Genomic DNA, 17727 nt, shown 5'->3' with positions numbered 1-17727 from the left:
CTAGCTTAGACCTTTACGTGGGCAGCGGGTAGCTAAAAAACAATTCTCACAGTCCGGAGATCTAGCTTTACAGATAGCCCGACCATGCGAGATGAGATAATGCGAAAGCATAATCCATTCTTCCTGGGCAAACATAGAATTGAGTTTTTGTTCAATTTTAACGGCATCCTGAGTCTTAACCCAGCCAAAGCGGTTTGCCAGCCTGGTCACATGGGTATCGACCACGACCCCGGTCGCAATACCGAAGGCATTACCTAACACCACGTTTGCAGTTTTTCGCCCGATCCCCGGAAGCGCCACTAACTCATCGAGCGTTTGCGGGACTTGGTCAGCGTATTTCTCTTTTAGGATCTGGCAGTTGGCTTTGATATTTTTGGCTTTGTTTTTATAAAAACCGGTGGAACGGATTGCCGCCTCGATGACTTCAATTTTTTCTCCGGCCAGATCACTTGGTTTTTTATAAGTTTTAAAAAGGTCTTTGGTTACGATATTAACCCGCTCATCTGTGCACTGCGCGGATAAGATCGTGGCAATCATCAACTGAAATGGGTTGGTAAAATTAAGCGCACAGTGGGCGTCAGGATAATTTTTTTTCAGCAGGTTCAGACACCAACTAACGTCGAGCGAACCCGCCTTTGGTTGAGTGACTTTTTTAGTCTTTGTCACCGAAATCGCCGATAGCTTCTACAGGACAACCTTCCATCGCTTCTTTACAAGCTGCTTCTTCTTCAGGAGTCTCCGGTTGTTTGGCGACAAAGGCATGGCCATCTTCTTCATGCATGCTAAAGTTTTTAGGAGCCGTTAATACACAGGCATCACAGGCAATGCAGGATTGGTCGACAAACATTTTGCCTTCTTTATTTTCTTTCCATTTTTGACCTAAATCAGCCATACGCTCTCCTATTCTCGGCAATGTAGTTAATATCTGGGCTTAAGTCAATTTCATAGAACTGGCCCATCACAGACCCGGGTTTCGGGGCTATAATAGTTCTATTAGTCCGAAGGAGTATTTTATTATGTTAAAGCCTAGATCTCCCGAGCAGCATGAATTTGATCATGTTGTCGAATTTTTGAATCATAACTTAAGAGCCGATTCCACTTGGCCAATTAACAGCGAGTACCCTACTGCTCTGAATCCCTCGAATATCCACAACATGAGCATTATCACCGAAGAAGGTGGCTCAATTATTTCTCATGCGTTGATTAAGCCTATTATAACAAAAACGCCATACGCAATCTACAAATTAGGTGCTATTGGCTCGGTGGTCACCGATCCGTCGCACCGCCAGCAGGGATTAAGCACCCTGAACATGCAAAATTGTTTAGCAAAGGCTACAGCGCAAGATTGCGATTTAGTTATTCTGTGGACCGACAAAACTGAATTTTATCAAAAATTTGGCTTTGAATTGGCGGGCCATGAAAACACTTACGTTTTTGACCAACCGCTGCCTCACCGCTGCGAAAATATCCGCATTGTAAAAGGTACACAAATTGACCCGCAAGCCATCTTAAAACTCTATGCCCAGCACAGTGTGGGCTCGGTTCGCTCTCTGGATGATTTGCAACAGTACTTAAAAATTCCAAACGCCAATGTTTACACTGCCTGGAGCAGTAACAACCAGTTATTGGCCTACGCCGTTGATGGCAAAGGTGCTGACCTACAAACATTTATCCACGAATGGGGCGGACAAGTAGATGCACTTATCGACTTAGTCAGCCATATGGTTAAAACCGAAAATAAAACTTATCACTTAATGGTTCCGCAGCACTCAACAAACTTACGCAAAGTCTTAGATGGTTTAGAAATTCTCTGTCACCGCGGGTTTTTAGCGATGGTGCGTATCCATAATTTCGAAGCGGTGGCGATGAAAGTCAAAAAAGCTTTCCGCAGTGAGGGTTACGACCAGATCGTATTAGAAAAACAACATGGCCAGATCGTGTTCGGTTACGGCCAGGATCTTTATACTTTGGATGAAGAAGCTGATTTGGCAAAAATTTTATTCGGACCGACAACGATCGATGAAATGACGTTTATCAAGCCGGAAACCCGCAAAATCTTAGCAACTATTTTACCATTACCACTTTGGGTGTGGGGTTGGGATTCTATATGAATTTTTCGAAAGTATTCATCATTTCAATTTTGGCAGTAACCTCACTTATACAAACTTCCTGCCTGAAAAAGCAAAATTTAGAGGACGCTAATCTTGGCCCGGCGGTTTCAGCAGACGAAGTTGAAACTAAAATGGCTGAAGGCATCGGCTATCTTGATCCGGCCGATATCAACACCAATGAATCAAGCGTTATCACCGCGATTACGACTTATGAAGATTCACAGTCAGTAAAACTATTCAGTCAGTCGTTAATTGTAAATTCGATCGTCAGCGACGCGACAAAAACGCGAATTAATCTGGATTACTCAAAAACTGATTACCTGAATTCAAATCAGTCTTTTAATAATCTGGCCTACCCGCTTGATTTCAGTCACGCAGCTGATGTCGAGTCACAAAGCGCACAGATCCGTTCGCAGTTAACGGCAAAAAATGCGGATAAAGTTCCGTTTTTTATGTACCGAGCGTTTATCGTCATGGCCGCCTTTGCCTGCCGCGAGGATAAAGTAACATGTCATAATTTATCGGTGGTCGATAGCCAACTGGCGTTATCACCGGAAATGGCTGACCCACGCATCTGTCCTGACAGCCTTCACTGCAAAATTCCAGTGCGCAAAGTCGAATACGACTTGGTCGACAATAAAGACATCCAGTCAGACGGCCAACCGGCACGTATGCATTACACGTTTTTAACGTCACCAAATTTACCTTTCTTCTCAAAAGTTCTGCAATACTGCGTCCGTGGTCTGGTGGATTTGCAAGACCGTAAAGTTCTGGCTGAAGATTGCGTCAGCATCAATGGATTTTCTGTAGGCGACTAGTTCGTTTTAGTTTATATTCTTCTCGAGGTCCTTTAAGGCCTCGAGAGGTTATCATGAGAAAAATAGCTGTCTTAGCCGTGGGCTTTGCCCCAGGCCAATCCGAAATCACTGAGACAATCAGTTTATTAATTTCATTGTCTGAATTAAAAGCGCAATTTCAAATTTTTGCTTACGACCGATCAGTACCGCTGAATCATCATGAACTGCATCCGCTAGAAGAATTAAATCCCGATAAGTTCGATGCTTTGGTTTTACCGGGCGGCATTGGCAATGCGACGCAGATCTCGACGTGGTCGACCGATAAAGTAAAAATGACAGTTAACCCAACCGTCGAAAAAATCATCACAAAATTCTACAACGACAGCAAACCGATCGGCGCTATCTGCATGGCCCCGATCGTCGTGGCGAAAGTTTTGAGCAAACACAAACCCAATATTACTTTAGGCGAGGATTTCCCTGAGACCTCAATCGTCGAAAAATGGAATGTGAGTGTTGAAAAATGTCCGTCAACGGATTACATCACCGACCGCGATACAAAAGTGATCACGACTCCGGCGTACATGAATGATGCCACGCCATTTCAGGTCTATACCGGTATCCGTGCTTTTACCAAAGAGCTTGTCGAGATGGCGTAAGTCACTTTAAACTAATTGGGTATGAAGAATATCGCAATTATTTTTGGTGGCCACTCGTCAGAGCATGAAGTTTCAATCAATTCAGCTCGTAATATTTTTAAAGCGTTAGATAAAACAAAATTTAAACCGGTTTTGCTCGGTGTTTCAAAACAGGGTACCTGGTATTCAGTTAACGAAAAAGATTTTGAGACTTTAGAATCAATCAACGATGCTAAAATGGCGCAGGATCAAACCGTAACTTTAATCCGCGCGCAATCTAAAGTTTATGCCTTAAATTTACAAAACCAGCAACGCCAGGAACTGGATTGTGCCTTTGCCATCATTCACGGAACCAACGGCGAAGACGGAACAATGCAGGGTCATCTTAAAATTTTAGGTCTGCCGTTTGTCGGCTGCGGCGTCATGTCGTCGGCGATCGCCATGGATAAAGAAGTGATGAAGATCATCATGACGGCGGCAGGAATTCCAAATTCTAAATGGGCCGTACTAAAAAGCCATGAAACTCCTGACTTCGATAAGATTGTTAAACAGCTTGGATTACCGTTTTTTATCAAACCGGCCAATGCAGGCTCTTCGGTGGGTGTTCATAAAATCAAATCAAAAGACGATTTCGCAGTTAAAATCAAAGACGCGTTCAAATACGACCATAAGGTTTTGGCTGAAGAATTTATCGAAGGCCGCGAAGTTGAGTGCTCCGTGATGGGATTAAACCAGAAACCAGAAGCGGCAATGCCCGGCGAATTAGTGGTTAAACACGAATTTTATTCTTATGAAGCCAAGTACTTGGATCCAAACGGTGCCGAAATCGTGATTCCCGCGAAAATTACGGCGGAACAGATCGAACAAGTTAGACAACTGGCCGTTAAAACATACCAGGCTTTATACTGCGATGGATTAACGCGCGTGGATTTTTTCTTGAAAAAAGACGGCTCGTTAATGGTGAATGAGATTAACACGTTGCCGGGTTTTACCAAAATTTCGATGTACCCGATGATGTGGCAAGCCAAAGGCGTGCCGTACAGTGATTTGATTACTAAATTAATTCAACTTGCATTTGATAAAAACGATTTTGATAACCAATTAAATTTGGACTTTAGATCATAACCGGATGAGAAAATTATTCCGTCGTATCAGAAAGCGAAGGAATAATACCGCGTTCACAGACTGGATGTTGGTCTGTGAACAGAACTTGCAAGTGAATTGGGTATATGAAAGCCAGACTCATAGGATGTGATGACGGCTCTCGAACGAACATCGGGAAAACAGTTTTCGAGTTGCACTCGAAACAGGCTCAGGAGGAGCAACATGAGATCGCAAGATTCGGCGAATAGCCATCTAAAATTATCTGATCTACCTCGTTACGAAAAAACCGAAAACACATTTCAAAAGGCGTTTATTGCATTACAGTGCAATTGTGTGCTGTGCGCGACGCAATTAGAGCTAAAAGTAACGGCTACAGACGACGCCGCCGAAGTTAAAGAAGAGGCGTTTTGTCCGCAATGTAATATCCGCATGCGTTCAAAAAGCCATAAGCTGCAGTAACTACGTCAATTTTTTAACGTTACTATAAAAGTCGCCAAATATCTGACTGTTCATATTCCCAAATGATGATTGTTTGACACCTTCAACGACATCTACCGAATAAATGCCCCACTGATTTTGACTAACTAGACCAACATCCAAGGCCTGGATAACCTTTTGGTTTTTTCCGGCTTCGCTCCACACCGAAGCAGAGTGCCCGTAATAAGAAACGTTGCTGTACTTCGGAATATCAAAAGCATACTTAGCGGTTGATAAGATAAATGCCGGCCCATGCACCTGATCCTGTTGCAACACCGAACAGTTCGACATGTCTTTGGTAAAAAACGGTTTTACATATTTATTTGAAGGTAAACTGCCGTCTGCCGATATGATTTTAGCCTGATCAGTCTTGGCCTGCATCATTAACGAGGCGAACTGATCCACCGATTTCATCTTCATCAGCGGCGTCCACGGCGAAAGATCATGGATACTTTCAGAAGGTTTTAAACTTTGTAGCTTATGCGCTACAAAATCAGTCCACTGCTTTTCATGCTTGTCTATGATAAAAAGCCTAGATGAATTCCACGCCAGCTGCCCCTGCCCCAGTAAGAATGAATTTAAGATTTCATTCATTTCTGCCTCGTTGGGTTCATTAAGAGCCGCAGCGGTGTTCTTCGAACCCGAGTGAATCTGAAGTTTTTTAAACTGATGTGTCGTCATTTGCGCTACAGTTTTAATAATCTCGCTGGTATTTTCTAAATTGCCAGTCACCAGTAAAGCTTTAATTCCGGGATGGGTAATAAATAACTTCTTAAATCCGGCGTCCTGGCTGTGCAGAATCTGCACTAAGCCCGCAGTTAAGCCGACCGCCTTGAACAGCTCTCCCCAAAGTTTACCTGTAACCGGTGAGTAACTTGAAGCCTTCACAATCACTGAGTTTCCGGCAAAAATGGCCGGCAATACTTTTTCAACAAACAGGCGCGTCGACAAATTCCACGAAAGCACCACCCCAACCACGCCAACGGGTAAAAACCCGAAACCTTGCGGCTGGCCTTTTTGCAGTTCGGCTTTTTGCGCTTTTAATTTCTCAAGGGCCACTTCAATATTGGCCTTTATCGAAAATTGCAGATTCAAACCCTGATCCCAGGCTTCGCTTTCAGCGAACTGGGCTTTATGGCTATCCAGGTAGGTTGAGATTTTATCCAGCAGTGTGATGCGGTCTGCAAGTGAAGACTCTTTCCAGGTGTTAAACGCCGCATGCGAGCCTTGAATCGCCTTAACCAGGTCTAGTGCGGATGAACTGGCAATCTGTACTGATTTATCGTTATAGGGGCGCTCTTGGGTGAAAGAACCGTTTTGTGCGGGTTTGGCAAAATCACCATCGATAAAATTCAAAATATCCATGGCTTAAGCTATACCTTAAAAAAGGAACAGCCGGAAGATCTTATTCATTCCGGCTGTTTGAATCTAATAATTTAGTCGGCACTGCCGATATTTTTAAGATTCGAAATGACATTTCTTCGGCGGAGGTTCGGCTTTAGAGGCCTAACTCAGCAGCCAAAGGCTACTTAAGTACTACCTTTAGATTTCTCTAAGAAGTAGTCACCTCCGCCTTAGTTATGTCTAGTTGATTAACCATAAGACCACCTCCTTTCGAACCGTTAGAACGGTTAAGTAAAGAATATCGAAGGTGGTCTAAAATCACAAAATTAAAAAATTTGGGTGTTCTATAACAAGAACTTATATGCATTCTGAGACGAAAAAGTCTAGAATTCTCAGTCTAGTTTCTCAATCATCTCGAATTAAAGCGATACAGATTTAGACAAGTCTAAACATCTGCATTTTTATATCCAGATTTTTATTTATAATTAAGTGCTTCGACGATTTTTTTCTGAATCGCCACCATCTGATCCGGCGATAACTTTTGCGCGCGTTTAAAATCTAATTCCGGAATACTCGAAGCCGGAATCAAGTGCATGTGGTAGTGCGGCACTTCAAAACCCGCAACCATCACACCCACACGCGGGCAACCGGTTGCAATTTTTATCGCTTTAGCGATCATCTGTGCGTTGTGGCCGACACGGTTGTAGATTTCAGGTGGCACATCAAACCAGTGGTTTACTTCTTGTTTTGGAATCACCAGCACATGCCCCGGGTTTACCTGATCTAACGCTAAAAACGAAAGTGTAAGATCATCTTCATGAATTTTATAGGCCGGCAATTCACCGTTAATGATTTTCGTAAATACTGTAGGCATAGTGTTTCTCCTAGACGCGTTTGTGATATTTTTCTAACAATTGCGGGCAAGCTAAAAGCTTCGCGGATTTAACATCATCACGTTGGCTTTTTTTACGGGCACGCATCGCTTGGTATAAATCTAAAACTGTTACCTCGCTTTGTACACGTTTAACCAGTTTTAACTCATCGCCGGGTCTGACCCTACCCTCTTTGATGACTTCAAAATAAATACCACACCAGTCACGCGCTTCGAATTCACGCTGTAAGCGTTTATCGCCCGATGAGTAATTTAATTTGTTGCAAGGGTAACGTGGCCCGGTGGCGCGCAGAAGTGCTGTACCAACTTGGTACTCATCGCCTAAGAAAAAATCTTCCTCGCGTAATTTGTCGATCGAAAGATTTTCGCCCAATTGGCCTAAGGGAAATGCTTTATTTAAGAATTTTTCCCATTCGGGATAGCGATCTGCAGAGAGAGCGTAAACTACGGCGTCGAAAGTTCCGTGAAACTCGGGATTAGCAAACTCATCCCCTTCAACACGTAATTTATTGATTTGAATCTCAGGAACCGGGTGACGGACCATCGACGTCGCGATGGTCACATCATCCAGAGTGTAGTTTTGAGGTTTGCCTACGTTGGTAGAAACAACCTTCATCACAATTATCTAGCGTCGACTGGCTTCCAGGTAAGGCCTTCTTTGCCCTGCCATTTGCCACGTGGACGGTAGATACGGTTTTTCTCGTATTGTTCGTTCGCGTGGGCAATCCAACCAGCGATACGTGAAGTCGCAAAAATCGGTGTGAAGATATCTGTCGGGATACCCATAGCGTGATAAACCGTTGCAGAATAGAAGTCTACGTTTGGCATTAAACCTTTTTCTTTATACATCGTCTCGTCGATTAATACAGACATTTCGTATAATTCAGGTTTACCTATTTTTTTAGTTAAGCTTTGTGAGAATTTACGTAAGATCGCCGCACGTGGGTCGCCATCTTTGTAAACGCGGTGACCGATACCCATTACTTTTTCTTTGGCCGCTAGAGCATCTTTTACGAATTGTTGGGCTTTTTCCATAGTGCCGATTTTAGCCAACATCACCATAACCTGTTCGTTAGCGCCACCGTGTAAAGGCCCTTTTAAAGCACCGATCGCAGATACGATCGCCGAGTGCATGTCTGATAATGAAGAAGCCGTTACACGAGTTGCGAAAGCAGAACAGTTTAACTCATGGTCAGCGTGTAAAATTAAACATTTATCCATGATCGATACCAATTCAGCATCTGGCTCGGTGCCTTTTAACATGTACATGAAGTTCCATGCGATTGATTTACCGGCTTTAGGTTGAACGATCTCACGCTTGTTACGGATCGATTCAAACGCCGTTACTAACGCGCCCATTTTTGCTGTTAAGCGAACCGCTTTACGCGCGTTAGCTTCAACAGACATGTCATTGGCATCAGCATCGTAGTGGGCTAATAAAGAAACCGCCGTACGTAACCAGCCCATTGGGTGAACGTTTGTCGGTAATGTTTTAAGCACAGAAATAAAACCGGCATCAAGAGCCATGTTTTTATTTAACTCTTCAGAAATTTGTGCCAGCTCGGTTTTATTTGGTAAACGGCCGTTCCATAATAAGTAAACAACTTCTTCGAAGGTTGAGTTATTAGCTAGATCGTCGATCGTGTAACCACGGTAATTTAAATTGTTTCCAACGATAAAAGAAACCGAAGTTGTACAAGCAACAACGCCCTCTAAACCCTTATCTAATGCGCCTTCGTAAATAGTAATATCTGCCATGGTCTTTCCTTTTCGATTTGTGTGATTAACACTCTAGAAATACCAAAGAACGAATTACTTGGCTAGTTTTATCACTCTGTCTTTGACCTCGATCACGACAACAGTCTGATCGCGTAACGGCGTATCGGCGCCACTGACAAGCTGGCTTTGCAATAAGATTTCATTACGGACGTCATGGACCTGTGACGAGCCGCCTAGTCTTTGCAAACATTGGCTGATTTGATCGGTCGATAAAACCTCTAAAATACCATCACTCACCAACACCAGCCGCGATTTTGGCTCAAGTTCGACACTGGCTGATTTAAAAACAGGCGATGTTGCAGCACCTAAAGCCGGCGAGTCAGAAGACAGCATCTGTAACGGCTTACCTGGTGCCTGAATGAAGCCTTTGATTCGGCCTACCGCACAAAAATTAAGAGTCAGATCACGGCGGTCAATCACCCCGTAAAAAGCCTGTGTCTCATCGTTGGTGTTTGCCGTGCTTTTAAGCTCTGAGCCAATCTGCTCCAGCACCTTCTCCGGCGACAGACCCTTTTTAGCTTCCATAAGATGGCTGACTTTAAGAATTAACGACAAAAACAGCGCTGACATCGCATAACCAGACGACGACGACAGCAGAACGCCGAATTTCATCTTGTCTTCGTGTTCAAAAATATCAAAGTAATCACCGCCGTAGCGCGAGCCATAGACAAATTTGCGGCTAAACTCAAAGCCCGGGATACTCGGAATCTCTGTGGGTGTTATAACTTTCTGGATTTTTTTAAGCAGATCAACATCACTGGCGATCTGAATCATCACGTTGTCTAGCTGATGCGAAAACTTCAAGAGTTCTTGTTTATACAACATGAGCTCTTGATCCTTCATTTGAATAATCGCTTTTAAGCGGGCTATTTCGTCAGCAGACATTCCTCTATGTTAAAGAGGAAACGGCCTGAGTCAAAAAGGTTTCTTCTTTACGATGCAGTTCGACCAGGCGCTTAGGCAAAAGGTCCAGATCGGCATTTTCATAAACACGTTGATTGTTCTTTATCACAATCACTTGGTCTTTTAGATCTTCTTTAAAACCTTTGCTTAATGAAAGCTTCTTAAGAAGGCGGCTGCTTGAATACTTAACCGAAAAATCCGATGGCTCCGGATTTTTCAGGGTATAGAAATGCCCCCACACCGAAAGAATGAGCAGCTCCAAAGCGTAGTAAATGCAAACCGCCAGGATAAAAACTTCTAAGCGGTTGGCGTACATCGAGTGCGAGAAAAAACCGGCCTGCAACAGACGGCGGTACACTTCAAAAGAAAAATGCACCGACAGCGCCCACGAAATAAAACTTAACGCCGAAGTGATCAGCCACACCGATTTAGAATAGCTCTCTAAATGACGGATCCAGCGGATATTGGTAAATACGCGCGCTAGAATAATACACGCCGCAAGCGATAGGCCTAAGAACAAATGCATATCACCCTGTGAAATCATAAAACCGACCAAACCCAGCAGAATAAATTCTTTACGGGTTAAAAAGCTGACCGTAAAAACGATGGCCGAAAAAAATGCAGCATACAACCAATCAGTACCTAACAGCGTCTGCACGATCACGTTTTCCATACCTAGCATCGCGGTCAGAGAAAAATGGTATCTCAGCGGGTTAATGATAAAAAACAACAACACCACAAACAACGGCCAGGCGGCCAACGGCGAAAAACACAGGCGCATCAAAGCCTCACGGCGCTGTGATTTATCAAAATCAAGCGTAACCAAAGCTTCGTGCTGGTTTTTGATAATCGAAAAACTTTTTAGCGTTAGTTTAAGCTGTTCAATGACCATAGATATCATAGCGAATTATCTTTCCTTCAATGCGGCCCGATGGCTTTTTAAATGCTTCTGCAGCCAGTGGACGTTTGACAACAAAACGTTTGAATAATTTTTGCTCGGTCGCGAAATTTACGATGTTTGCTGCATCGTCATCGGCACCGACCAGGTTTTTAAAAAAGACCATTTCCTGCTTTGGTAAGGCTGATTTTTTCTTTTCCGGAAACATCGGATCGAAATAGGCCACATCATAATCATCCGGCTTTAACTTTTCTAAAAACGTCCGCGAGTCAGAGAAAATAACCGAAAGCGCCGGCAGCTGTTCAGACGCAATCTTTAACGCCATATACACCAGTGGGTTGCGCTCAACCGCAGTCACGGTAAAACCGAGCTGCAGTAAAAACACCGCATCTACACCTAAGCCCGCCGAAAGATCTAAAAGCTTTAAACCTTTTGCTCCGCTGCCAAGGGCTTTGGCCAGCGGTTCTTTATGGATCGAACTTTTGACCTTGTTGTAGCTACTGTTGTCGCCCAAAAAATCGATTTTAAATTTACGGCCGTCCTGATCAAAGATCGTCGGTACCGGGCCATCAAATTGGATTTTATAATTATCTTCGGACTTAAAATTTTCCCGCAGAAAATTTTTCCAGTGAGCATATTTAGTTTCTAAGTCTTGATTGGCAAAAACGAATTCGACCATTTAGACAAACCAATCGTTTTTATTTCCCAAATACCAAGCAAACTCGATAACGATTAAAAAGCACATCAATAAAAAATTACGGTAACCGACTTGTCTTAAATCACCTAACTCTGAACCTGCCGGTGACTGGATTTCAGAAATTTTGATAAACGTCGGGATCGACCAGAAGATCAGAATCAACGTTGTCAGATATGACCAAAACACACTGGCATAGTGATAGTGATACAGCACCCACAGGGCGATGAAAATAACCCACCAACCAATTAAAATCTTTTTGGCTTTATCAAAGCCGGCATTCGTCATGGTGTTTTTGATCCCGGCCTGCGAACTGGTCAGGATATGGCTGAAATTATTCAAATGAAGCAGAAACTGAATAGCCCAGGCCCACAAAATTCCAAAGCCTAAACATTCTGTATCAATGCCCGCCCCCAGCGCTACTTGATACCCCGAAATAACCCCTGGCCCGGCAAGGATAAAAAAAATCACTTCGCCCCAGCGCTGATTTTTGTACGAGTTTTTGGTCAATAACCGACCGGCCATCATCAGCACCGCCGACACCGCGATCACCCGCGCCTCTTCCGGTTGGCGCATCATGACCGGTAAAGACAGGAGCATGGCAATCAACGTTAAAATCGAGCTGAGTTTTGAAGCCTGGGTTGCGGTAATCCAGCCCAGATGAATCGGTTTGCCGTAAGCCCCACGCTGGGCCACGTTGACCCGGTCATAACCGGAGATATGGTCGTTTACGTCATTACGGATATTAAACGCAGCAAACATAAACAACATCGCAACCGCAGCCATTGCCAGCGATAACGGATCGAAAAAGCGGTTATCAACATAGTTCTTCACGCACACATAGAACAGCGGCAGTAAAATAAAATATAAGTTCTGAAACTTAATTAAAGCAAAAAACACGTGCAAGCCCGCAGGCTTTTGAATTGATTTTTTATCGACGATTTCAAAAGTCACGGTTTCTTCTGGCGAATCTAAATTTAAAGTAGCCTGCGGCAGGGCACGCTGAGATGATGAAAATTTACCCCAAAGATAACTTTGAAATTGAGTGTCAGACTTTTTCAGCGTGATAAAAGAACTCACGACGATTTAGGCTTTCTGCGCCAGTAAAGAATTTCAGTTAAAGGCTTGAGCGATTTAATCAACTCCGGCTTTTGTACTTTCTTTTCAAGTTGCACTAAGTGATGCTCGTAGAGCTGAATCATCTTTTCATTAGTCGCATCAAAACTTTGCACATAAGACTGAAACTCTTTTTCGCCGCCGGCAAAACACTGATAGTACTCTTGTAAGCTGCTGGATTTAACCATCTGATCAATCTGGGCACGGGTCATGTTACGGGTAACATAGGCACCGAACGAATTTAAATAGCCGGATTTGAGATCACCCAGAATTGCTTTACCTTCATCATTGCGGATATCGTAATCCAGCAAATCATCCGAACGCTGGAACAACTGGCCTAGAATAGTACCCATTTCGTCCAGGGTGCGGTGTAACTCTTCATCGTTGTTGTTTGCAGCGATAAACGGGGCGCGCAGACACCATTTAAATAACGAGGCCGTTTTTAAATTATGAATACGGTCTAACTGCTCCAGAGAAACAAAAAAATCTCCGACGACAGAGTCCTGCAACCATTCACCTTCTAAAAGATCAGAGATTGTTTCTGAAGTGAATTGCACCAGTTTAATGTTGCCAAAACCTGAAAGGTTCACCATCACACGCGCCAGCAAATAATCTCCGGCCAAGACCGCATACTCGGGTGTGTACTTCGTCCATGCGGCCGGTTTTCCCCGGCGTAACTGCGAACGGTCGATTAAATCATCATGTAAAAGCGAAGCGTTGTGGATGAATTCGATGGTTTGACATAGAAGCTGCTGGGTTTCTGGCGGCAATCCCAGCGGATTGCCAACCATCTGCACAAGTTTTGATCTAAAGCCTTTGCCGCCAGCAAACAAATCGTCATAAAGCGAGTTCAATTTAGGTAAATAAGCTGGAAAGTCTTTTGGACTGAAAATCTTCAAATTCATATGTTCAAATGAACGGTATAGACATAGACTAGATTCATGTCAATAAAACGCCCTTTTTACGAAGATGGTTTAAAGTTTCAATGTCAGGGATCAGGCAACTGCTGCACATCGCACGGCGAATTCGGTTTTGTCTTTTTAACCCTGGAAGACCGCCGCCGTTTTGCAAAACATCTGAACATTTCTACAGCGGCTTTTACCCGCCAGTACTGCGATATGAAAGATGGCGTTTGGCACCTTAAAGAAGACCCGAAAAACCCTGATTGCATGTTCCTAAAAAACAAGCGCTGCTCAACCTACGAAGCCCGCCCAACCCAATGCCGCACATGGCCTTTTTGGCCCGAAGTTTTAAACCCAAAAGCGTGGAAGAGCGAAGTGGCTTCTTTCTGCCCAGGTATCGGCAAGGGTCAGCTTTGGACTAAAGAACAAATTGAAACTATCGCCGCCGAAGATGCCGAAAACGCATCTAGATTTGGCACGTAAGCTACGCTTACTGCTGATTTTGATTTGCCTCCGGCAAACCTTATTCTAAAGGTTATATTTTGGTTTTGATATAGTTAAAAATATCGCTCTTGGCGGTTTTAAAATCGTCGGATGTGGTTAACATTTCCATTTCGCCGTAGTTGGGATAATACGCGAAAGTCTGTTCATCTTTTTCACATAGACCTAAACAGCCGCTGGTCATCACACGGATTTTTTTGTGCGCATCGATTTCTTTTAGGTCAGATCGTAATTCAGATTTTAATTTTTCGGCGCGCTCAGGTTTCGGGTCAGAAAAATCTTTACCGCACTTCGTACAGATAAAAAGGCTGCCTTTAGTAAATTTAGGAGAGTAATTTTTTAACATTAAGATCCTTTATTGCGTCTTTTAACTGAGTGTATTTGATTTTTCCCAGATCCGTTACAGGAAATTCATTAACCTCGATATAATTATAGATTTTTTCGTAAGGACGCACCTGCTCATTAAACTTGAGCAAGATTGCAGAGGCATTGACCCCGGCCAGAACCACTAAAACCAGATTTGCACCATCGCGTGCATCCGGTAAATCACAAATTGTTGCCTGGTGCACGTGAACAGTTTGCTGGAGAATCTGACGCAATTCGTTTAACGATACGCCTTCACCTTTGATTTTTACATAATCTGAATCGCGCTGTAAAAATTTAAACTTACGGCCGCTGATTTCAACCTGATCATTGGTTAACACCCAATCAGAAAGCTGCTCGCTGACTAAGTTTTGCGTTTCTAAATCCAATTTTAAAATGTAACTGGCATTTGCATCTGATTTGATTTTTAAGTGACCGGTTGATTTACCAGTGTCTGACTGGATTTCAACTCCCGGCAAAGTTTCAAAATACTCATCGTAAATATTTTTCTTTACTGCGATCATTGAAGCGGTTTCAGTCATCCCGAAAGTCTGCACCAGCGGCCAACCTAAGGCTTCAGCTTTTTTTGCCAACTCAAGATCAAGCGCAGCACCGCCGACAAAGACCGTCTGCAGGTAGCTGGGCGCAGGCCAGCTTTTCTGTACGATTTCGTAAATCTGGGTCGGCACCAGCGACAGGTGAGTGATTTTATTTTCATGCAGCCAATCGGGTGAAAATTTATCCCACGAAGTATAATAGGTCGTAGCGCCGACCGAGTTGGCACGCAGAAAAATACCTAAGCCGCCGACATGAAACAGCGGTAACACACAACCCCAGATAGAGTTTTCAGTGACATGAAATTCTTTATTCACACGTTTGGCAGAATTGATTAACGCCTGTTCACTAAGGGCAATAACTTTAACTGATTCCCGGGCGCTTTGGGTTGAACCGCTGCTTGGAATCAGGATAAAGTTTTTAGCGGCAATTTTTTCACTGAATTGTTTTTTTATTTTAAACAGGTCTTTTTTCTCGAATAGGCCGGCGCGGTGATTACAGAGCAGAAAATTATCTCCGGTAAATACCGGAATCCAGTTCAGCTTGCTTAACAGAGTGGTAAAACCGATGCCATAGCCGTCGCTCTGATAAGTCAGTAAGTCACCGTTTACCTGAAAGGCCTGGGTAAATTCTGAATCTTCATAATGCGACAGTGTTAAAAAGCCGTGGGTTTTCTGCGGGTAAGCCTGAGCATGATGTAATCCGTGCACCAATCCCACCGGGTGCTCCATGCTTGAGGTTATTGAATAATCCTGACAAGGCATTTTTTCTTCGCGCGAAGGCTTCCAGATGCGGTTTGGCCAGTTCTGCTCTTCGGCCTGTTTCCAGTCCAACATAAGCTTTACTTTGCCCGAATACTGGTGCCACAGGTCGCGGTGAAAGAAAAACGGATCTTCAATGTACTCGATTTTTTTTAAAACTTCTGCGCTTAACAGATTAATAAACTCTGAAAAAAGAAACTCACTGATGCAGTTATTAAAATCAATGCGGATTTTCTGAAAACGATTTACATTTTCAACCAGAAATTTGGCAAAATCGTAGACATGCTCATTGCCTTTGATTTTTACCGTAACCTTAGAAAAATCAAACTCTCCCTTTAAATCGCGGAAGTCAGAAATCAGAATATTGTTCTTAACAGGTGCATCGCTGACCAAAACTTTTTTATTTTTTCTTGCTTCAAGATCGACTAACGCCAGATCGATGGCGCGCTGAAAAAGCGGCCCCTGCGACGCGAGCTCCTCATCTAGGGTTTGATCACCTAAGTTAGGCCACGGGCACAGATCCGAAAATCCTTCATTGCCATCGCTGTCCTGAATTTTTATTAAAGCCCCGCGCTGGGCTTCACTGGCTGAAGTCATGGCATTGGGCTTTACTTTGCGTTTAAGCGCATAATAATAAACCCAAAGCTGAAGCGACTGGCCGTTTCGTACCATTAAATAAATGATCCTATTAAAAAGCCAATGCTAAAGATCATACCGTAGCCGGCTGAGCGGGCCAAAAACCGGTTGTATTCAGCCGATGGGTTGGTCGCGATAATTTTTTTAATCACCGATAGTCCAAGCGGTAACGCCAGCGTCGGTAGGATATACAGCCAGTATTTTTGCTGGTTTAACCAGTAGTAACCCATTAAAAACGGCGCCACGATTAAAAACACAATCCATACTTTGGCACCGGTCACACCCAGACGCACCGCTAAAGTTTTTTTGTTCACTTCTTTGTCAGTGTGAATATCACGAAGATTATTAATCGCAATAAGAATGGTACTTAAAAATCCGATCTGCAAACCCAAGACAGCTGCATCCAGAGTGTAAGTGCCGGTTAACAGATAGAATAATCCACCGACGGCAACTAAACCAAAAAAGATAATTACAAACAGATCCCCTAAACCGTAGTAAGCCAGAGGCACCGGACCCGAAGTATACGCGTACCCCATCAACACCGATAACACACCGATGATCACAATCGGCAACCCTCCGTGAATCACCAGCGGAATACCAAAAATCATGGCCAAGGCAAAAAATCCCGTGGCCATCCACATCACTTGTTTAAAAGTAAAAATCTTTTGCTGGGTGACACGCATCGGACCTAAACGTTTTTCATTATCCGCACCTTTTTTAAAATCCATGGCATCGTTGACGAAATTCGTTCCAATCTGGATACAGAAACTTGATAACAGCGCGCAGACGATAATCCACCACTGTACGGGAATTTTTAAACTCTGAACTAAGCCGATCGTTGCGATAACCGGCACTACCGCTGCCGATAAGGTTTTCGGACGCGCAGCTAAAACCCAGGCTTTTAAGTTAGACTGTGCCATTAGTTTGCAACCTCTTTACAGGTCGGCGTTGCCCCGTCCGGACAAGCCACTGAACTATTCATACCGGGAGACGGCATGGTGTTCGACGGAATCGGCTGTCCCATTGGGCACGAGCACTCCTGACAGACCATTTTATCAGCTACCGGTGAACAAATTTTACGCGTATTTGAAGTATTTTGTTTAACAAAATATCCTAAAATCACCACAATCAGTAACCCGATAACACCTAGAGCTATTTTCTTTAAATTCATAGGCTTAACTTAAAAAAAATGCAGATTTTTAGCAATGAAATAACTTATATTGTTGAGGGTCAAAGTTAGATCTATCTGAGGGGGCCAT

The 17727-nt window shown here is 43.6% G+C and carries 21 protein-coding genes; 6 read left to right on the top strand and 15 right to left on the bottom strand.

Translation table 11 applies throughout. The annotated features are described in order from the left end of the window. Together nth and AC04MM_RS07605 are read right to left on the bottom strand one after the other, a co-directional pair. Positions 1-666: an endonuclease III gene (gene nth, locus AC04MM_RS07610; RefSeq protein ID WP_475379741.1), complete on the bottom strand. Its 666-nt coding sequence runs from the start codon at positions 664-666 to the stop codon at positions 1-3. Further along, a complete protein-coding gene (locus AC04MM_RS07605; protein WP_475379740.1) occupies positions 653-892 on the bottom strand; it encodes a ferredoxin in 240 nt (79 codons plus the stop codon). The genes nth and AC04MM_RS07605 overlap by 14 nt, the downstream gene beginning before the upstream one ends. A gap of 124 nt (positions 893-1016) precedes the next feature. On the opposite strand from AC04MM_RS07605, the gene AC04MM_RS07600 reads away from it, so the two are divergent. From AC04MM_RS07600 to AC04MM_RS07580, 5 genes are all read left to right on the top strand, one after another. Then, on the top strand, positions 1017-2111 hold the full coding sequence (locus AC04MM_RS07600) for a GNAT family N-acetyltransferase (protein ID WP_475379739.1): 1095 nt from the start codon (positions 1017-1019) through the stop codon (positions 2109-2111). Further along, on the top strand, positions 2108-2929 hold the full coding sequence (locus AC04MM_RS07595; protein ID WP_475379738.1) for a hypothetical protein: 822 nt from the start codon (positions 2108-2110) through the stop codon (positions 2927-2929). The genes AC04MM_RS07600 and AC04MM_RS07595 overlap by 4 nt, the downstream gene beginning before the upstream one ends. 53 nt (positions 2930-2982) lie before the next feature. After that, positions 2983-3564 (top strand): DJ-1/PfpI family protein, encoded by a 582-nt coding sequence (locus AC04MM_RS07590; RefSeq protein ID WP_475379737.1) that lies wholly within the window; start codon positions 2983-2985, stop codon positions 3562-3564. Positions 3565-3585: 21 nt separating this feature from the next. Beyond that, positions 3586-4668, top strand: a complete 1083-nt coding sequence (locus AC04MM_RS07585) for a D-alanine--D-alanine ligase family protein (RefSeq protein ID WP_475379736.1) — start codon at positions 3586-3588, stop codon at positions 4666-4668. 201 nt (positions 4669-4869) lie between these two features. Next, the gene (locus tag AC04MM_RS07580; RefSeq protein WP_475379735.1) at positions 4870-5106 is read left to right on the top strand and encodes a hypothetical protein; all 237 of its coding nucleotides are present in this window, start codon (positions 4870-4872) and stop codon (positions 5104-5106) included. Here the strand turns inward: AC04MM_RS07580 and AC04MM_RS07575 are convergent, their stop codons facing one another. From AC04MM_RS07575 to AC04MM_RS07535, 9 genes are all read right to left on the bottom strand, one after another. Then, positions 5107-6489 carry an aldehyde dehydrogenase family protein gene (locus AC04MM_RS07575; protein WP_475379734.1) on the bottom strand — a complete coding sequence of 461 codons (1383 nt, stop codon included), beginning with the start codon at positions 6487-6489 and terminating at the stop codon, positions 5107-5109. 454 nt (positions 6490-6943) lie between these two features. Further along, entirely contained in the window at positions 6944-7342 is a 399-nt protein-coding gene (locus tag AC04MM_RS07570; RefSeq protein ID WP_475379733.1) for an HIT family protein, read from the bottom strand. Between the two features lie 10 nt (positions 7343-7352). Further along, a complete protein-coding gene (locus AC04MM_RS07565) occupies positions 7353-7976 on the bottom strand; it encodes an MOSC domain-containing protein (RefSeq protein ID WP_475379732.1) in 624 nt (207 codons plus the stop codon). A 5-nt stretch (positions 7977-7981) separates the two neighbouring features. Further along, positions 7982-9118 (bottom strand): citrate synthase, encoded by a 1137-nt coding sequence (locus AC04MM_RS07560; protein ID WP_475379731.1) that lies wholly within the window; start codon positions 9116-9118, stop codon positions 7982-7984. Between the two features lie 54 nt (positions 9119-9172). After that, positions 9173-10024: a PP2C family protein-serine/threonine phosphatase gene (locus tag AC04MM_RS07555; RefSeq protein ID WP_475379730.1), complete on the bottom strand. Its 852-nt coding sequence runs from the start codon at positions 10022-10024 to the stop codon at positions 9173-9175. Between the two features lie 4 nt (positions 10025-10028). Beyond that, complete coding sequence (locus AC04MM_RS07550) at positions 10029-10943, bottom strand: hypothetical protein (RefSeq protein WP_475379729.1); 915 nt, start codon at positions 10941-10943, stop codon at positions 10029-10031. After that, positions 10924-11619 carry a class I SAM-dependent methyltransferase gene (locus AC04MM_RS07545; protein ID WP_475379728.1) on the bottom strand — a complete coding sequence of 232 codons (696 nt, stop codon included), beginning with the start codon at positions 11617-11619 and terminating at the stop codon, positions 10924-10926. The genes AC04MM_RS07550 and AC04MM_RS07545 overlap by 20 nt, the downstream gene beginning before the upstream one ends. Further along, positions 11620-12714 carry a UbiA family prenyltransferase gene (locus AC04MM_RS07540; protein ID WP_475379727.1) on the bottom strand — a complete coding sequence of 365 codons (1095 nt, stop codon included), beginning with the start codon at positions 12712-12714 and terminating at the stop codon, positions 11620-11622. Next, complete coding sequence (locus AC04MM_RS07535; RefSeq protein WP_475379726.1) at positions 12711-13655, bottom strand: polyprenyl synthetase family protein; 945 nt, start codon at positions 13653-13655, stop codon at positions 12711-12713. The genes AC04MM_RS07540 and AC04MM_RS07535 overlap by 4 nt, the downstream gene beginning before the upstream one ends. A 36-nt stretch (positions 13656-13691) precedes the next feature. Here AC04MM_RS07535 and AC04MM_RS07530 point away from each other — a divergent pair, with 36 nt between their 5' ends. Further along, entirely contained in the window at positions 13692-14135 is a 444-nt protein-coding gene (locus AC04MM_RS07530) for a YkgJ family cysteine cluster protein (protein ID WP_475379725.1), read from the top strand. A 52-nt stretch (positions 14136-14187) separates the two neighbouring features. Here the strand turns inward: AC04MM_RS07530 and AC04MM_RS07525 are convergent, their stop codons facing one another. Genes AC04MM_RS07525 through AC04MM_RS07510 form a run of 4 tightly spaced genes read right to left on the bottom strand, consistent with a single transcriptional unit; the run spans position 14188 to position 17639 of the window. Then, on the bottom strand, positions 14188-14499 hold the full coding sequence (locus tag AC04MM_RS07525) for a hypothetical protein (protein ID WP_475379724.1): 312 nt from the start codon (positions 14497-14499) through the stop codon (positions 14188-14190). Then, the gene (locus AC04MM_RS07520) at positions 14477-16504 is read right to left on the bottom strand and encodes an AMP-binding protein (RefSeq protein WP_475379723.1); all 2028 of its coding nucleotides are present in this window, start codon (positions 16502-16504) and stop codon (positions 14477-14479) included. The genes AC04MM_RS07525 and AC04MM_RS07520 overlap by 23 nt, the downstream gene beginning before the upstream one ends. After that, a complete protein-coding gene (menA, locus tag AC04MM_RS07515; RefSeq protein ID WP_475379722.1) occupies positions 16504-17388 on the bottom strand; it encodes a 1,4-dihydroxy-2-naphthoate octaprenyltransferase in 885 nt (294 codons plus the stop codon). Before menA ends, AC04MM_RS07520 begins: the two co-directional genes overlap by 1 nt. Continuing rightward, entirely contained in the window at positions 17388-17639 is a 252-nt protein-coding gene (locus AC04MM_RS07510) for a hypothetical protein (RefSeq protein WP_475379721.1), read from the bottom strand. Before AC04MM_RS07510 ends, menA begins: the two co-directional genes overlap by 1 nt. Positions 17640-17727 lie beyond the last annotated feature (88 nt).

Source organism: Bdellovibrio sp. SBM16 (assembly GCF_056175625.1).
The sequence above is the reverse complement of the archived record's forward strand: the minus strand, read 5'-3'. Positions and strand labels throughout refer to the sequence as shown.

Coding starts and splice junctions, on each gene's coding strand:
- AC04MM_RS07605 (WP_475379740.1), bottom strand. CDS start 892: ATGGCTGATTTAGGTCAAAAATGGAAAGAAAATAAAGAAGGCAAAATG.
- AC04MM_RS07600 (WP_475379739.1), top strand. CDS start 1,017: ATGTTAAAGCCTAGATCTCCCGAGCAGCATGAATTTGATCATGTTGTC.
- AC04MM_RS07595 (WP_475379738.1), top strand. CDS start 2,108: ATGAATTTTTCGAAAGTATTCATCATTTCAATTTTGGCAGTAACCTCA.
- AC04MM_RS07590 (WP_475379737.1), top strand. CDS start 2,983: ATGAGAAAAATAGCTGTCTTAGCCGTGGGCTTTGCCCCAGGCCAATCC.
- AC04MM_RS07585 (WP_475379736.1), top strand. CDS start 3,586: ATGAAGAATATCGCAATTATTTTTGGTGGCCACTCGTCAGAGCATGAA.
- AC04MM_RS07580 (WP_475379735.1), top strand. CDS start 4,870: ATGAGATCGCAAGATTCGGCGAATAGCCATCTAAAATTATCTGATCTA.
- AC04MM_RS07575 (WP_475379734.1), bottom strand. CDS start 6,489: ATGGATATTTTGAATTTTATCGATGGTGATTTTGCCAAACCCGCACAA.
- AC04MM_RS07570 (WP_475379733.1), bottom strand. CDS start 7,342: ATGCCTACAGTATTTACGAAAATCATTAACGGTGAATTGCCGGCCTAT.
- AC04MM_RS07565 (WP_475379732.1), bottom strand. CDS start 7,976: ATGAAGGTTGTTTCTACCAACGTAGGCAAACCTCAAAACTACACTCTG.
- AC04MM_RS07560 (WP_475379731.1), bottom strand. CDS start 9,118: ATGGCAGATATTACTATTTACGAAGGCGCATTAGATAAGGGTTTAGAG.
- AC04MM_RS07555 (WP_475379730.1), bottom strand. CDS start 10,024: ATGTCTGCTGACGAAATAGCCCGCTTAAAAGCGATTATTCAAATGAAG.
- AC04MM_RS07550 (WP_475379729.1), bottom strand. CDS start 10,943: ATGATATCTATGGTCATTGAACAGCTTAAACTAACGCTAAAAAGTTTT.
- AC04MM_RS07545 (WP_475379728.1), bottom strand. CDS start 11,619: ATGGTCGAATTCGTTTTTGCCAATCAAGACTTAGAAACTAAATATGCT.
- AC04MM_RS07535 (WP_475379726.1), bottom strand. CDS start 13,655: ATGAATTTGAAGATTTTCAGTCCAAAAGACTTTCCAGCTTATTTACCT.
- AC04MM_RS07530 (WP_475379725.1), top strand. CDS start 13,692: ATGTCAATAAAACGCCCTTTTTACGAAGATGGTTTAAAGTTTCAATGT.
- AC04MM_RS07525 (WP_475379724.1), bottom strand. CDS start 14,499: ATGTTAAAAAATTACTCTCCTAAATTTACTAAAGGCAGCCTTTTTATC.
- AC04MM_RS07520 (WP_475379723.1), bottom strand. CDS start 16,504: ATGGTACGAAACGGCCAGTCGCTTCAGCTTTGGGTTTATTATTATGCG.
- menA (WP_475379722.1), bottom strand. CDS start 17,388: ATGGCACAGTCTAACTTAAAAGCCTGGGTTTTAGCTGCGCGTCCGAAA.
- AC04MM_RS07510 (WP_475379721.1), bottom strand. CDS start 17,639: ATGAATTTAAAGAAAATAGCTCTAGGTGTTATCGGGTTACTGATTGTG.